The sequence below is a fragment of the Actinophytocola sp. genome (assembly GCF_045807065.1).
In the GTDB taxonomy this organism is placed as follows: domain Bacteria; phylum Actinomycetota; class Actinomycetes; order Mycobacteriales; family Pseudonocardiaceae; genus Actinophytocola.
In genome coordinates, this window is the sequence record NZ_JBJMIE010000122.1 from 1 (window position 1) to 15,056 (window position 15,056).

Annotated in this window: 10 protein-coding genes and 1 pseudogene; 8 read left to right on the forward strand and 3 right to left on the reverse strand. The window is 66.4% G+C overall.

The features are described from left to right. The first annotated feature begins 520 nt into the window (after nucleotides 1-520). The 4 genes and pseudogenes from ACJ73U_RS06995 to ACJ73U_RS07010 all read left to right on the forward strand — a co-directional run. Nucleotides 521-1,144: a hypothetical protein gene (locus ACJ73U_RS06995; protein ID WP_407776705.1), complete on the forward strand. Its 624-nt coding sequence runs from the start codon at nucleotides 521-523 to the stop codon at nucleotides 1,142-1,144. 431 nt (nucleotides 1,145-1,575) lie between these two features. Next, on the forward strand, nucleotides 1,576-2,235 hold the full coding sequence (locus ACJ73U_RS07000; RefSeq protein ID WP_407776706.1) for a hypothetical protein: 660 nt from the start codon (nucleotides 1,576-1,578) through the stop codon (nucleotides 2,233-2,235). A 372-nt stretch (nucleotides 2,236-2,607) separates the two neighbouring features. Beyond that, nucleotides 2,608-5,892 (forward strand): hypothetical protein, encoded by a 3,285-nt coding sequence (locus ACJ73U_RS07005; RefSeq protein ID WP_407776707.1) that lies wholly within the window; start codon nucleotides 2,608-2,610, stop codon nucleotides 5,890-5,892. Nucleotides 5,893-5,894: 2 nt separating this feature from the next. Next, a pseudogene (locus ACJ73U_RS07010) lies at nucleotides 5,895-6,311 on the forward strand (sigma 54-interacting transcriptional regulator); the annotation flags it as partial. 438 nt (nucleotides 6,312-6,749) lie between these two features. Here ACJ73U_RS07010 and ACJ73U_RS07015 read toward each other — a convergent pair. Further along, nucleotides 6,750-7,742 (reverse strand): hypothetical protein, encoded by a 993-nt coding sequence (locus ACJ73U_RS07015; RefSeq protein WP_407776714.1) that lies wholly within the window; start codon nucleotides 7,740-7,742, stop codon nucleotides 6,750-6,752. Continuing rightward, nucleotides 7,645-8,637, reverse strand: coding sequence for a transposase (locus ACJ73U_RS07020; protein ID WP_407776708.1), 993 nt, complete (start codon nucleotides 8,635-8,637; stop codon nucleotides 7,645-7,647). Before ACJ73U_RS07020 ends, ACJ73U_RS07015 begins: the two co-directional genes overlap by 98 nt. 654 nt (nucleotides 8,638-9,291) lie before the next feature. Between ACJ73U_RS07020 and ACJ73U_RS07025 the strand changes: the two genes are divergently transcribed. Then, entirely contained in the window at nucleotides 9,292-10,425 is a 1,134-nt protein-coding gene (locus ACJ73U_RS07025) for a hypothetical protein (RefSeq protein WP_407776709.1), read from the forward strand. Nucleotides 10,426-10,483: 58 nt separating this feature from the next. Here the strand turns inward: ACJ73U_RS07025 and ACJ73U_RS07030 are convergent, their stop codons facing one another. Then, nucleotides 10,484-11,104 carry a hypothetical protein gene (locus ACJ73U_RS07030; protein WP_407776710.1) on the reverse strand — a complete coding sequence of 207 codons (621 nt, stop codon included), beginning with the start codon at nucleotides 11,102-11,104 and terminating at the stop codon, nucleotides 10,484-10,486. A gap of 82 nt (nucleotides 11,105-11,186) precedes the next feature. Here ACJ73U_RS07030 and ACJ73U_RS07035 point away from each other — a divergent pair, with 82 nt between their 5' ends. The 3 genes from ACJ73U_RS07035 to ACJ73U_RS07045 form a co-directional block, all read left to right on the forward strand. Beyond that, nucleotides 11,187-12,332, forward strand: coding sequence for a tyrosine-type recombinase/integrase (locus tag ACJ73U_RS07035; protein ID WP_407776711.1), 1,146 nt, complete (start codon nucleotides 11,187-11,189; stop codon nucleotides 12,330-12,332). Further along, nucleotides 12,329-14,830 (forward strand): tyrosine-type recombinase/integrase, encoded by a 2,502-nt coding sequence (locus ACJ73U_RS07040; protein WP_407776712.1) that lies wholly within the window; start codon nucleotides 12,329-12,331, stop codon nucleotides 14,828-14,830. The genes ACJ73U_RS07035 and ACJ73U_RS07040 overlap by 4 nt, the downstream gene beginning before the upstream one ends. Further along, the coding region (locus ACJ73U_RS07045) for a hypothetical protein (protein WP_407776713.1) at nucleotides 14,827-15,056 on the forward strand (230 nt) is incomplete at its 3' end. The genes ACJ73U_RS07040 and ACJ73U_RS07045, both read left to right, overlap by 4 nt.

Consider the following 15,056-nt stretch of genomic DNA (forward strand, 5'->3'; position numbering starts at 1 on the left):
GCCCTTTGGCTGCCCGTGTCGCCGACCTTGGCCATAGCCTGGTACAGGCGGATAGCTAGGGTGTACTGCATGCGACGGTAGGCGTTCTCGGCGAGGCGCTCGAGGTCGTCGCGGTTGTGGGTGTGGTGTTCCAGAGCGCGCCAGGTGATCTCAGACAGCAGCGTGCTGCGGCGCCGCGGGAGCAGATGCTGCAGGTCAGGCCTGCTGCACCGTTTTTGGGCGTGCGAACACCCCGAGCGGAATCCGACTACTTTCCTGCCAGGTCACCACCTCTTGGGTCGGACGGCGCTCGCAATTCCGCGCGAATCGCCAATCCGCCCGTGATGAACACTCTCAACTCGCAGTCAACAGACCAGTAGGGAACAACGCCGAACAGGTGAGAGAACCAGCACGGTCTGAAACGGACCTGGTGTCCGCCCGGCACGCCTGCGGCGGACATGGTGAAGACTGGTGGCCACCATGAGGCGATCGGCACACCGGTCGTCACCGCGACCGGGAAGGGCAGACAGTGGCGCCAGGCGTGACCGGCAACGAGAAGAAGTTCAAGGCCCTCGTGGCTGACTTCGTCAACACGAGCGCCGAACTGGGCGGCATCATCGACTCCGAGGTCGTGGCGACCGAACTGCGCCAGCGCATCCAGTCCATCGCCGCTCAGATCGGCGTCACCGAGGCCACGGTGCTGCGCACCTACATGCCCGAGGACTGGGGCCAGGACATGGCCCGCCAGACCTACCGGCAGATCCAAGAACGCGATGCCCACGTCGACGCCACACCAGTCCAGCAGTTGCCCCTGCCTGCGGTCGGCCGGCTGATCGCAGCGCTGGGTCAGGCCCTGCTGTTCGCCCACGTCAACAATGCCGCCACCGACCCCGCCTGCCGGTTCAACCTGAAGGAAGCCGGCCAGGCCGTCACCGGGCTCGGCGTTGCACTGACCGCAGCGGCCAACAACGACACCGTCACTGTCGGAGGCAACATCCTGGCCTGGACCAAGGACGCGCTCATCGTCTTCCGCGACAACCTCCAACACCAGCATTGGACCAGCTGCCCCTGCGGCGAAGACTGCGGCAGCCACAAGAACGACAAGGCGGTACTCCGTGCCCTGCTCGCCGACCTTCTGCTCCTGACCGATACAACCTCGGCTTAGTCCGGCAAAGTTGTCCGAGCCTGCGGTTAAACACCGGTGCCCGGCGGCGGCTGGTCGAGATCATCGCGAACCTGCGTGACCACGTCCGGAGAGCCAAGCTCAACGGCTGGCTCGGCGAAGTCACCGGGCCGGAGATGAGCCTGATGTCGGCGTACGCCTGAACGAGGCCAGCCGGAAACTGGTCGCACGTGACCGGCACCCAACGGGCCACGATCCACCTTGGGATGCCCGTTATCACGTCCGGCTACTGTAGGGAATCGGCGGCTCGGAGTCCTCCGTTTACACACTCGGAGATCTCCGTCGTGAGGAATCTGGATCCCTATGGCATCCGAACGCAAAGCGCTGCGGTAACAGCTTGGGTGTGCCTAGCGACAGACTGGTCGATCCGCGCCGATGAACGACGGACACTTCGCGGACCGAAAGGAGGAGCCATGGCGCTCGTCAGACGTCGGCCAAAGCCGACCTCCGAGCAAGATGTTCGTGACGCATCTGTTGCGAGCCTTCGAATGTCGCGCCGCGGCTTGGTTATTACCACTGCGGTAACCCTTGTGTTCAGCTACTTGGGGTTAGCGGCAGCAACACACCTGTGGCCCTGGCGGGTAAATCAGCAGTTCGAGAACGCAACGAAGGTCACGAGCTATTACGGGACTAGCTACCCGAGTCCTCAAGGGTCAGACACGGCAACCTTGAGCATCACCGTTGTCAACAACGCACCGTCGCCAGTTCGAGGACCTCTGCTAAAGATTCCAGCAGGTGGCACCGGCAGTCGATCAGCAATCAGATCCGACAGTGCCGTTGGGCTGACTGATATTCAGCCATGTCAAGCGTTGAAGTATGTTGCCACGTTCGAGATGACGGACCCGGATCCGATCATCTCAGACGACCATCCGGACTGGAAATTGATCTTCACCATCGACAATCTAAGCTGGAGCGAGCCGCTCGGTTCGTCGGATGAGCCGTCCGCTCTAGCAACTGTCGATAAGGACAAAGGGTTAAGAACAATTTATGGTATAGGTGGACTTTCGAGAACTACTGGCTGGCTGGGGGAAAAAGTGGATACGTCTCCGTCGCATGGTCCCGGCTGCGGTTAATGTGATCCACGTGTTCATGATGTCGTAGATCTTCTCCCTGATGGTCAGCGGTCTGTAGCGGGGTCGTATGACCAGGCCCGCGGTTGGTCGCAGGATCCGACGTTGGGTCGTAGGAATGCCAGGGCTGTGTTGGTGCAGCCTCGACATGGCTACATAGTCATCGTTCAGGAGTGTGGATCCCAGGAAGAAATCGACCCGGTATAGTAGCTATATTCAATTCTGCGTCCTCTAATGGATCGTTCCGCGGGTCAGTGTCAATCCAATCCAGTAGCCGCTCCTCCGAGTATGTCTTTTGGCAAGCGCACACTGTCGATTGATGCTAGGTTGTCGTGAATCGACCGCACTGACCGATGAAAGCGTGTGAGGAGCAGAGTGCCCAAGTCCCTACCCACCTCCGTCACGATGCGCCTTCGCGACCGGCGTGCTCTCCTGTGGGCGTGCCAGGCCCACGACCTCCGACCGGGCGAAGAGCCGCACGACTACTCCGTTGCAGCGGCTGAGGCAACCGTACGGTACCGCCCCCAGCCGGACCCGCTCGACCTGCACGTCGCCTCGTACTACTGGGAGGCGGTGTGGCTGGAGGGCGCGGCGAGCCCGCTGCTGCCGGCGCTCAAGGCTGCGGCGCAGACCACCGAGCCGGAAGTCCGACAGATCGTGCTTCTCGCAGCCGACGTCGACGCCTCGGCGCAACTGTCCTCGCTCGAGTTCCTGCCGGTTTGCGTGCTGCCGGGCGTGCTCGATCCGGACGCGCCCGCCGCCTCCCGCTACGGCGCGGTTCGCGAGCGTGTGCGGGAGCGGATCGCGTGGGAACTCGCCGAGCGGCTACGCCAGTACCGAGAACGCGTCCTGATCGTCCTCGGCGCCAGGGAGAACGACGATCTGGAGAGGCTGTCCGAGGTCCTTGAGGACTGCCCGCTAGTCGACCTGGAAGTTCTTCTCGTCTGGCCGCCGGACGCGCCGGAGCCCGTCCTGCCAGTGAGTCCGTCGATCGTTGTCCACATCTGGCGCGGGACAGAGAATGACCTGCTCGTGGCTATGGCTGATGCCGGCGCTCCGCACGTCGCCGACAGCCCGCGGCACACCGTACGCATCGGGAACCGCACCCTGGGCCTGGGCATCCGCGACGTCGACCGGATTCTCGCTCGGTTCTCGCTCCTCACCGAGCAGCGCATCGCCCCGGCGACGACGTTCACGATGGAGAACCTACTCGCCTTCCTAGACGGCAACCTCGAGGACTGGTCGGCGCACAGCGTCGGCCTCCCAGTCGGGCGCGACTACCGGACACAGGACAAGCCGCTGCACGAGGACGTCCTCGCGGTGCTCCGGCAGGTGCAGGCGCGCTCGGAGACCGCATCGACGTACATCATGCGCCTTCCGGCCGAGCCCGGCGCGGGGGCGACAACGCTGCTGCGGGCCGCGGCGTACGCGGCGGCACGGGAAGGATTCCCTACTCTCGTCCTACGTCCCGAACAGATCGCGATCGACCTCGAGGAGTTGTCGGCCTTCGCCACCACGCTCTCGGAGGGGGCACTCGCTCTAGGCCTCGAGCAGGTCCCGCCGCTGCTAATCGTGATAGACGTGGAGCACGAGCAGCGCGGCATAGTGGCTCGGAGCATCACCGGCCCGCTCGCCCGGCAGGGTCGCTCGGCCGTCGTGCTGCACGCCGTCGCCGCACAAGATGCGAAGGCAGACGCCGAGCGCCGGACGCGGCGGGCGGCGGTACTGCCGGTGTTGAGTGCGCAGCTGGCCGAAGAGGAAATCGAGCGGTGCCGGCGCACCCTGTCCCAGACGGTGGAGCGGTGGACGCTGCCGGTAGTCGTCCCGTCGGTGTACCAATGGCACCGGTACGACCAGGCGACCCGATGGGCGCCCAGCGACGACGGCCGGACTGCATCGCTGTTCTGGGTCGCGCTGCGGTTCTTCCTTACCGAGGGCATGGAGCTGCCCGAGGCCGAGCAGGCGCAGAGCTTCCTGGGCCGATGGATCACGCAGCGTAGCGAGGCGATCGAGGACGCCTCAGTACGCGAAATTGTGACATACGTGGCCGCGATGTCCTCGTTCCGCCTGCCGAGCCCACTCTGGACCGTCATCCGTCCTGCCGTGGGTGGCACCTACCCGTCGAATCTGTCCGTAGCCATCCGTCAGCTCGACGGCATCGTGACTTGGGGCGGGCCGGCCAAGGGCCTCGACGAAGACGTCATCCGGTTCCTTCATCCCGCGCTGGCACGGGCCTATCTGGAGCACCATGCCGACGCACGCACGGCCGCTGCGCGGATGCACCAGCTCGTTCCCGTCCTCGGGGCGCTGTCGCCCGGCAGCAGCGCGGACATCTGGGTTGCCGAATCGCTCGCGAAGGACGTGCTGGCGCCGAGGTTCGAACAGCCCGCCTCTGACTGGGACTGGCGGCTGCAAACCTTCGAACTGATTCCGCCCGCAATCCGCGACCAGAGCAAGGCCATCCTGCACCACTGGGCACGGACGCTATACCGGTCGGCCGACCAAACCATGCCACGCCTTGAGATCGACCAACGGCTTGAGCACTTCGCCAGCGCCGTGGAAAAACTGGAAAGGTCCACCAACCTGCCCCGCCGCTCGGGGCGCGACGAGCACCCCAGTCACCTCTACAACACGCTCGGCACGGCGTACTACCGCTATTCCCTTGTACTGCAAGAGGCGGGCCGCACGGCCGACGGAGCGGAGGCGTGGACCAGCGCCTGCACCGCCTTCGAGAAAGCGATCACCCTGTCCGGCGGCGTCAACATAGAGGCCCTTCTCGCCTTCAGCCACCGACTGCTCAAGCACGCCAAGGCGGCCGGCGCCGAGGAGCAGATGGTCAAGGCGTCCGACGTGACGCAGGCGCTGGAGCTGCTCGACGAAGCCGACGACGTAGCGGAGAACAACTTGGCGCCCGACCCCGTCTGGACCGAGCAAGTCACGACGTACCGCGCCGAGGCGCTCGCCCTGCTCAGCGAGGAGCTCGGCGAGGCCTATATCAACGAGCTGATCAACTCGACTGACCCCGAACTCGGGTACTACTGCAAGGCCCGGCTCTACCTACTGAGCAACGAAGGAGAGCAAGGCGTCGATGACGCGCTCGCCATCCTTGACGAGGCGGAGCGCGCCGGAGTGGTGCCCCGGACCCGCTCAGTGCGTCTGCGGGTCTCCCTGCTCGAACGCCAACCGATTCAGCAACACGACTTCGGCCTGCTCAAGGAGCTGTACCGGCGGTTGGACGCCGAACTGGCCGAAACGCCCCGCCCGCTGGACCTCTTTCGCTACGCCGTGCTCTGCTACCAGACCGGCGACTATCGCGAGGGCACCGAGCGTTTCCGACAGCTGCGCGCGCAGTTCCGCCGCGAGGACCTCCCTGCCATCCGCATGTACGACATCTGGCGAGAACCGGACAACCCGGAGAAGCCCCGGCTGACCCAAATGCGGGTGGACAACCGGATCACCGAGTGGCGGGCGCAGGGCTACCTGCTCGACCTGCACCAGACCGTGCCGTTCCGGCCGCGCCACTTCTCGCCGCCACCGGACCGTGGTCAGATCGTCACCTGCGCGATCCGGTTCGAGTCGAACGGACCCCTCGCCGTGCCGCCCCGTTTCGTTGAGCCGTCCGCAAGTGGCCGCCGGCCGGCGCCGCCGGCCACCCGGTAGCGGTGAAGCCGGAGGCACTGAGCGGCTCGCAGCGCGATCTGCTGAAGTTGCTCCATAACGCCGTCGTCGCGGCAAGCCGGTTCCCGGCCGTGCTACTCACCGGACCATCCGGGTCGGGGAAGCGGACCCTGGCCCGGCGCCTCGCAGACGACACGGGTGTGAACTTCGCCGAGGTTGCGGCCAGCGATTCCGTCAACTCCTTGTCCGCGATGCTCTTCGGCACACCTGCCGACGCGCGGCGGGCGGGCAGCGACGGCGTCGCGCCCGGGCTGCTCGGGCGGGAGGAGGCGACCGTCCTGTTCCTGTCCGGCCTGCAGGACCTTCCGGTCGAGTTCGCCCAGCGGCTGCGGGCGGCCATCTCGGAACGCCGCTACACCGACGCGCTCGGAACGACCTGGCGCGTCGCGGAGGACATGGTGATCGTCGGTTCCCGGCGCGTTGCCGCCGATTCCGCGATCCCGCCGGACCACTGGCTCTGGACAGCATTCGGACGGCGCATCGACGTCCCGGTCCCGTCCGAGCCTTCCTGCGTCATGACCATCGCCAGCAGCATGCTGACGTCGTTAGTGGGACGGTCCACTCTCACCGGCGATAACGACCTACCCGCTGTGCTGAACTCGGTGACCAGAGCGGGCGACCATCTACATCTGCTGCGCCGCGTGCTCGAGGCGGCCTGCGCGTACGACGCCAACCGGCCGGTCGGGACCGCATCGGTACTCGAGATGCTCCCGCGCGAGACCCGGTGGCTGCTGCCCCGGGTGCCCTACCGCGGGCGCGAGCTCTCCGAGGAGGACCTGCGACACTGGCTGGATCAGTTTCCAGGCGTCCTCCAGCCCGTCGCGCTGCAGCTCTTCCAGTCAGTCGCAGAGAAGTACTACATCGGGACGGACGAGTTCTACCGCGCTCTCGGCCATCTCATCACAACGTCCGGGATTCCTGCCTACGGCCGGGTGTCGTTCTGCCGGTGGCAGCAACTCGGCGCCAGCGGCCCGCGCATCGCGCACGCCCTCAAAAACCAGGGCAACTGGAGTTGCCTCGCCGAGCTGAACCTGCAGGAAGCGGAGGAAACGTGGCCGGACTTTGACGACAAATCGCCGGAGTGGTTCGTCGTCACCGACGACATCATCGGCTCGGGCCGGTCGTTGCGCGCCTGCACGCAAGGGGAAGACGCGCCCCTGAAGCGGCTTCTCCGACGGTTCCCTGACGCGAAGGTGAGGATTCTCGTTGTCGTCGCTTTCGAGGCTGCGCTGCGGGACGTCGTCGCCGACCTTTCGGCGTTCCGGGATCGAGTGGAAGTCGGCGCGTACCGGCTGCTCGGCGACCGCGACCGCTGCTTCACCGACACCAGTGAGATCATCACCGACCCACACCACCGGAACCTGCTGTCGGCCTTCTGCGCCGCCGACGACGGCCCTCTGAAGATCAGAAGGACGTTCCGCCTGGGCTATCAGGACCTGGCGGCCCTGGTCGTCTTCTTTGACACCGTGCCCAACAACAGCCTTCCGCTGCTCTGGCACACCAGCGACTCGTGGCGGCCCCTCTTCTCGGCGGCTGGCTAATGCCAGAAGCCAATTTTTCGTGGTCATGTCGGGTAGTCCGTAAAGCCTGCATCCGCCGTTCCAGCCTCCGCTTGGCCTCAAAGCCCGGCCTCGACTGGTCGAGATCGTTGCCAACCCTGCGTGACCGCATCCAGGGAGCCAACTCAACGGCAGCCTCGGCGAGATAGCTGGCCGCGACGTCGGCGTAGTCCAGTTAATGACGGAGGTGCTGCTTGCCCAGGTGATGGGGGCCGCGCCAGCGTAGGCGCGCAGGCCCCGGGCGTGGGGGAAGCGGGTGGGGTCGTCGCCGATCTCGCCGAGGAGCCGGGCGCCGGTGAGTGCCCCAGCGCCGGGGAAGGACAGGTAGAGGAGCGCGTGGGGGTGGGTGAGGAACGCGCCTTCGGTCTGGGTGGTGAGTTCGTCGAGGGTGTCGCATGCGAGGTCGAGCGCGGCGAGGCACGCGCACCCGGACACCGAGCGCGTTCTCGACGACGGCACGGTGACGTAGGGCAGGCTCCCGGAAGAGCGCATGGAGCCGATTCGCGTGGGCGTCGACCAGGCGGGTACGGCCGGCAGCAGCGAGGGTTTCGCGCAGCTGTCGTTTCGTCAGGCGGGCTGCGGTTGTGGGCGTCGGGGCGAGCGCGAGGATGGCGCGGGCTTCCGGACGCAGGAGGTTGCCGGGCAGGTCGCTCCAGGCGCGGCAGGCGGCGGGGTGCACCTCGCGCAAGACGGAGCGAAGCCGGTTGTAGTGCAGTTGTCGGGTGTGGTGGGCTTGGAGCTGCGTGCGGCTCAGCTCGGCGACGGCGTTGACGGTGTCGGTGTTGGCGGGCAAGGGGCGATGCCGATGGCCGTCCACGCGAAGGATGTTGGCCAGCAGCGCGGCGTCACCGCGGTCACTCTTGACCGTGGCCGGTGCGGCGAGCTTGCGGTGATTGGCGACCACCACCGGATTGATCGGCACGACTGGTTGGCCCGCGGCACGCAGAGCCTCAACCAACAGCCCCCGGCTCGTTTCGATAGCGATCGGCACGTCCTTGCGGCTGTGCCGGTGACTGCTGCGCAGACCGGCCAGGAGACGCATCACCTCCTTGACCCCATGCGGTGTCTCCGCGACGCGAGCGCGAGCAACGACCATGCCGGCCTTGTCGACGACGGCGAGGTCGTTGAGATGCTCGGACCAGTCAATGCCTGCCCACAGCCCGCTCATCGCGTCCACCTCACGCCAGGCACGTCGCCGGGACGCCGCACATACGAGCGGGTCCGCGTCGCTCGGTCACAGTCCACGGGCCTCGGCGCCGCGTGTGCGCGGGAGCCACTGTGGACGAGTGTCGAAGGGACGCGTGGCCGTGGACCGAGGGCCGTTGGGGAGAGCATGAGCAGATCCGTCCGTTGTCCGTGTGCGTGGGGCCGGGCACCACGATGACCACCAAGACGGCGCTCATCGAGTGAAGGCGCACGTCTACTGCAGTCGCAGAGCTTCACCCACAGCGAAGCCCTGGTGCCAAACCCCGCGAGCGCGGGGACAACGTGACCGCACCTCCACCGGGGAGGCCAGCCAACGGGCCCGAAGCAGACTGACCCCGATACTCCGTTGATGAGCCGGTCGACACCACGGGGCTCCAAGCGGTTCGCCGTGACGGTTGGTCGACGGGAGGGCTGGCGGGACCGACGAGTCGCGGCTGTGGGAGCCTGTGCCGCACGGACGGCAGGGATGACGGATGCCTGTGACAAACAGCCTGGGCCGGCGAGCCCTCACGCGGGAATGGCGCCCCCCGCCGCCCGCCCCTCCTCCGGGCCAGCGCCTGGCCGGACGACACCTGTGACGTGCGGGATTGTCGGTGGACGCCAGTAGTCTCCAGGGATGATCAGCGACAGGCCGACGATGCCCGTTCTCGTGGAACGGCATCGTGGCTTCGACGACGGCTACCGGATGCACTGCGATTGTGGCGGTACCTCCTACATCTCCGCCGTGGACTACCACGCCAAGTCGACCGTCGATGCGCTGATGCCGTGCGAACACTGCGAGGGCACCATCCACTTCGGTCCGGCTGTCGCCGCGCTGAGGGATCGGGATGACCGCGCGCTGGACAACGGTCAGATCAACACGTTGGCGTGGTACCACACCAGCACTCAACCCGACTGGCCGTCGACGAACTACGCGAGCGAGCGGAAGGCGGCACTTCTCCTCGCAGCCGCCCGCGTCATTCCCGCAGATCGAGTTGACGCGCTCGTCGAGCGACAGCTCAGTCAAACGCTGCATGTCGGCACCTATGAGGCCGCGATCGAGAACATGCTGCGTCGGATGGACGATCAGGACGACGGGGCATCTCAGTTCTACCTCCACCGGGTCGCGCTCGCTGTTGACCCGGACCGTGTCAACGAGGGGTACCGCGACGAGAACCATGAAGAAGCGGCACACCTGGCCACGACCGAGCTTCGGCAGAGCGGTCTCGATGCGGTCCGCTACCTCAACGTCCGCGAGTCCGCCGGCTCGCTCTCGCTCGCCGTGCTGCCGGAGACGATCACCCATGTGCAGACGGCCAGCCTCCCAATCACCACTCTGGTCCCCGCACATAGCGATTCGCTGCATGGCCTCCTCGAGCAGACCCAGGGCGCGCTGGATGGCCTCGACGCGCACACGCCCGATACATCGGCCATCCCGCATCACCAGCTCCGCCTGAGGGAACTCCGTGGTCCTGACCCGGACGAAATCGCCGCCGCCAGCACGGCGTACTGGAGCAAACATCACGAGTTGTGGGAGGCACTCACTGCCGCACTGGTCGAGGAGCACCTCGTCAACGTCTCTCCCGTCGTCCAAGAGGACTTCACCGACGCGATGAGCGCGTGGCTAGACGCGCAAACACCGGCGACGCCTCGTCAATTCGCAGACTTCTTCGCGGCCAGTGCAGTTGCCCTGACACGTCCTGACGCGGTGAAGGCCTTGCTTGCAACGTATGAGCCACGCGCGATGCCAGCCACCTCGGGCACGCAATAGCTAGGGGCGGCGGTGTATGGGTCGCGCGTCGTAGGGCTGACCGACCTTCTCGGCGTTGTTACCGGGCAAGAAGCACGGCTCGGGTGTCGGCCAGGTCGGCGAGGAGGTCGCCACGGGCCTCCACGCGGTCGAGTACGTCGTCGGCGGTGAAGACAAGTTGCTCGGGTTGGCGGCACGCACGGACCTCGTCCCAGGTGACGGGTGTGGACACAGTGGGGTGGGTGCGGCCGCGCAGCGAATAGGGCGCGATCGTGGTCTTCGCGGGGTTGTTCTGGCTCCAGTCGATGAGCACCTTCCCGCGACGCAGGTTCTTCGCCATCTTCGCCACCACCAGATCCGGGGTCTCGGCCGCGAGACGTTCGGCCAGCGCCTTGGCGTAGCGCGACGGGTGTTGTGCGTCAGTGGCGTGGATGCCGGCGTAGAGCTGCAGGCCTTTCGAGCCGCTGGTCTTGGCGACCGGAGTGAGTCCATCCGCGACCAGGATGTCGTGGAGCCGTTGGGCGAGGCGGCAGCAATCGACGATCGTGGTGTCCGGGCCAGGGTCGAGGTCGAACACGAGCCGATCCGGTAGCTCGCGTCCGGTCGGGCCGATCGTCCACTGCGGGATGTGTAGTTCGAGCGCGGCGAGATTGGCCGTCCACACCAACGTTATCTGGGGGGTGTCTGAGTGGTCAGCCATACGAGGGATCTTGTGATCTCCATGGTGTGACTAATCAGTATTCGGGATGTCTGAGGCACAGGAGATCCAGTAGTTCTGTCTGGTGCCCTTCCGAGCAGAACGCGCTGTTGCCGAGGACGGTTCGGTCGACTGGGTCGTGGTCGATCTTGACAGCTACGACCTCCATATCGAGGCCACGGCGTTCCTTGCGGGTCTGCGAGCCAGGGACTGTTCGCCGAACACGGCGCGGGCTTACGCCGGCCGGGTGGCGGTGTATCTGACCTATTGCGCGAACGCCAGGTTGGACTGGCGGGCGCCGGGATTTCTGCCGATGAAGCGGTTCAAGGACTGGCTGGTCAGCGAACCCGCGGCGCCCCGCACCCGGCGACCGGGCGCACCTCGGTACCGGTCGGAGGGCTCCGCGAACGCTGTGCTGACCGCGGTGTGTGAGTTCCTGCGGTTCGGCTACCCGTACGGTTGGGTGTCGGAGAGCACGGTGGCGATGTTGGCCGAGCCGAAGTACCTCACTCATCTGCCGCCTGGCTTCAGCAGTGGCGAGGAGGATCAGTTCCGTGTGGTCGGGAAGTCGACGTTCCGGTTCCGGATGGTCGAGCCGGGCTACGAGGCGCTGATCTCCGACCAGGTCAACAGGATGATCGATCTGGCGCGCAACGCTCGGGATCGGTTCCTGGTCGCGCTTCTGGCCTGCACGGGCTGCCGGATTGGGGAAGCGCTCGGGTTGCGGCGGGAGGACATGCACCTGTTGCCGGACTCGCAGGACTTGGGTTGCCCGGTCAAGGGACCGCACGTCCACATCCGGCGTCGTCCTGACAACGCCAACAAGGCGCTCGCCAAGGCGCGCAAGCCGCGGTCTATCCCGGTCACGGGCACCCTCGTCGGGTTTTACAGCGACTACCGCTACGATCGGGACCGGGTCGAGCAGGCCGTCGACTGCGACCTGGTGTTCGTCAACTGCTATCGGCCGCCGTTGGGCCGGCCGATGACCTACGACAACGCCAAGGAGATGTTCGAGCGCCTCGCCCGCGCCGCGGGGTTCACCGCCCGCCCGCACATGCTGCGCCACGGTGCCGCCACCCAGTGGCTGCGCGACGGAACCCCTCGAGACGTCGTGCAAGAACTGCTCGGACATGTCTCCCAAGCGTCCATGCAGCCCTACATCCACGTCTCCGACCAGGAGAAACGCGACGCCGTCGACCGGGTGGGCGTGGTCGACGGGACCGTCCGGTGACCACTTCGGCCGTCCCCGCGTTCCTGCCTACCGCCGCGTCTGGGCTGCCGGCCGACGTCACCGCGTGGGAGACGTGGCTGCAAGAGCACATCACAGCGGACTGGCGTCTAACGGAATGGAATCACGAAGCGTGGCTGTTTACCGGGGATGTCGATAATCCCCGGACGTCGCTGTGGCCGTGTTCGGTGCGCGCCTGCGTCAATCAGTTGCACATCCGCGACAGTTTCTGCAAGCAATGCGCCATCGAGTTGAGGAACTACGCCGGGAACGCGGACGAGTTCGTCGCCACCTACGTGCCGAAGCGCCGGACGGGGCGCGCCGCGGTGAAATCCTTCTGCCTGGTCGAGCGGGACGGTCAACGGTGCACCCGGCCGGCGGTGTCTGTCGGCGCGTGCGACACCCACTACGGCACCTGGCATCAGCAAGTCAAGTGCGGTCGCACCACGCTGGGAATCCGCGAGTGGATGGCCAGCGTCGCGGTCCCCTTCCTGGACACCGTGTCGTGCCATGTCATCGGCTGCGGTGGGCCGATCATGAACAGCCGAGGGCTCTGCGCCTTCCACTGGCGTCGCTGGTCACACCACAACGTGCGGACCGGCACGAAGGTGGACGCACGAGACTGGGCCGCGACCGAACTTCCTTTCCTGGGTGGTTCCCGCTTCTCTCTCATTCAATTGGCACCACTGGTTAAGCTCGAATTCCTCTACGCGCTGCAACACCGCGACACACTCGGCAAGAGCGTGCTACCGCCAACGTGCCGGAACCTGGCGCTTCACCTCGCCGACGCGACCACGCTGCTGGACCCCAGCCTGGGATCGCTGAGCCTGTCCAACACCAGTGACGCGCTGTTGCGGCAGCTGCGCTGGTCGATCAGCCTGGCCTACGACCAGCACCGCGGCATCTCGCCCACCGACAAGGACGTGCTGGACCTACCCGCCATCGGGCTGCGATCACACAGCTGGACCAGGCAGCGCGTCGCACGAGGCACCGCCGACCTCACCGCGATCCCCCAGCCCTGGCTTCGGGAACTGGTGCGTGTATGGGTGGACGCCGAGCGCCCGGCCGTGCGTGACCTCGGTCCCACGTTGCGTGCCGCCACGCTGGCCGGCCAGGCGCTCAGCGGTCGGCCCGGAGGCGGACAGGATGTCGCCGCGTTGCAGTTCGCCGACATGACCGCCGTCGCCGCCCAGTTCCGCACCGCGCTGCGCCTGGATGGCGAGCCCTACACCTCGAAAACCCGCCATACGCTGTTCAGCAGGTTCTGCGCCGTGCTGAATTTCGGCCGAAAAGCGGACATGCTCGACCACATGTCGGGCAGCTTCGTTCGACACAGCTCGCATCGCATCGTGGTCGAAGACACCAACGAGGGCGAGATCGGCAAGGCCATCCCTGAGTTCGTCATCCGCCAACTCAACGACGCGCTCGATTCCATCGGCGCAGACATGCCCTACGGCAGACTGACCCGCGACGACATCCAGATGATGTTCCGGACCGTCTACATCGTCTTGCGTGACACCGGTCGGCGCCCCGGCGAAGTCGCGTGCCTGCGCGAAGACTGCCTGGAAACCATTGACGGCGAAACCTCGCTGGTCTGGGACAACCGAAAGGGCAAGCGGCTGCGCCGACGTCTGCCAATCACCTCCGATACCGCCCACGCCATCGGGCAATGGCAGCTCCGACGCCGATCGTTGCCCGTTCCCGAACACAGCACAGGGTTCCTGTTCCCGGCGATCAGTCACGGCGCTGGCGCCCCGCACATCGACCCCAACACCGTCTCCGCCGTCATCCGAGAGTGGGTCGCGTCCCTGCCCGCGCTGGTCACCGACACCGTCGGGCCAGACGGCGAGCCGCTGCCCTTCGACCGGACACGGATCTTTCCCCGCGCGTTCCGCAACTCCTACGCCCAACGCCACGCCGACGAGGGCACCCCAGTTGACGTGCTCAAAGACCTGATGGACCACGTCGATGTCAACACCACGATGGGCTACTACAAGGTCACTTTGCGCCGCAAGCAACAGGCGGTGAAGACCCTGAGTGCTCGGGTCGTGGACCGGGACGGCAACCCGGCACCCTTCCGGTCCAGCCTCGCCTACGAGCGTAGTTCAGTGGCCGTCCCGTTCGGCGGCTGCACCGAACCGTCCAACGTCAAAGCGGGTGGGCACGCCTGCCGGATCAGGTTCCAGTGCGCCGGCTGCGGGTTCTACCGGCCTGACCCGTCCTACCTGCCCGCGATCGAGCAGCAGATCAACGACCTGCGCGCGGACCGGGAGACCGCGCAGGCGATGGGCGCGGCCGAGTTCGTGATCCGCAACCTGACCGAGCAAATCGACGCGTACCACCAGGTCATCACCAACATGCGCGCCAAGCTGGCCGAGTTACCCACCGACGAACGCGCCGAGATCGAAGAGGCCAGCGCCATCATGCGCAAGGCCCGCGCCGGCCACCGCCACCTGAAGCTGCCCATCACCCCAGTCCAACGCTCGGACACGCCACGATGACCGCCGCTCGCGGTCGACCCGAACTGCTGCGCGCGGCCCGCCGGCAGGACAGCCTCACCAAGCGCCAGCGCGTGCTAACCGCGCTGGAACGTATGGAACGCGACCGGGAGCCGGTCACGTTCGCTACCGTCGCTCGCGCGGCGAACGTGTCGACCTGGCTGGTCTACGCCGACGGCGTCCGCGAGCACATCGACGCCGCCCGCCAGCGCCAGGCCACCCAACCGGC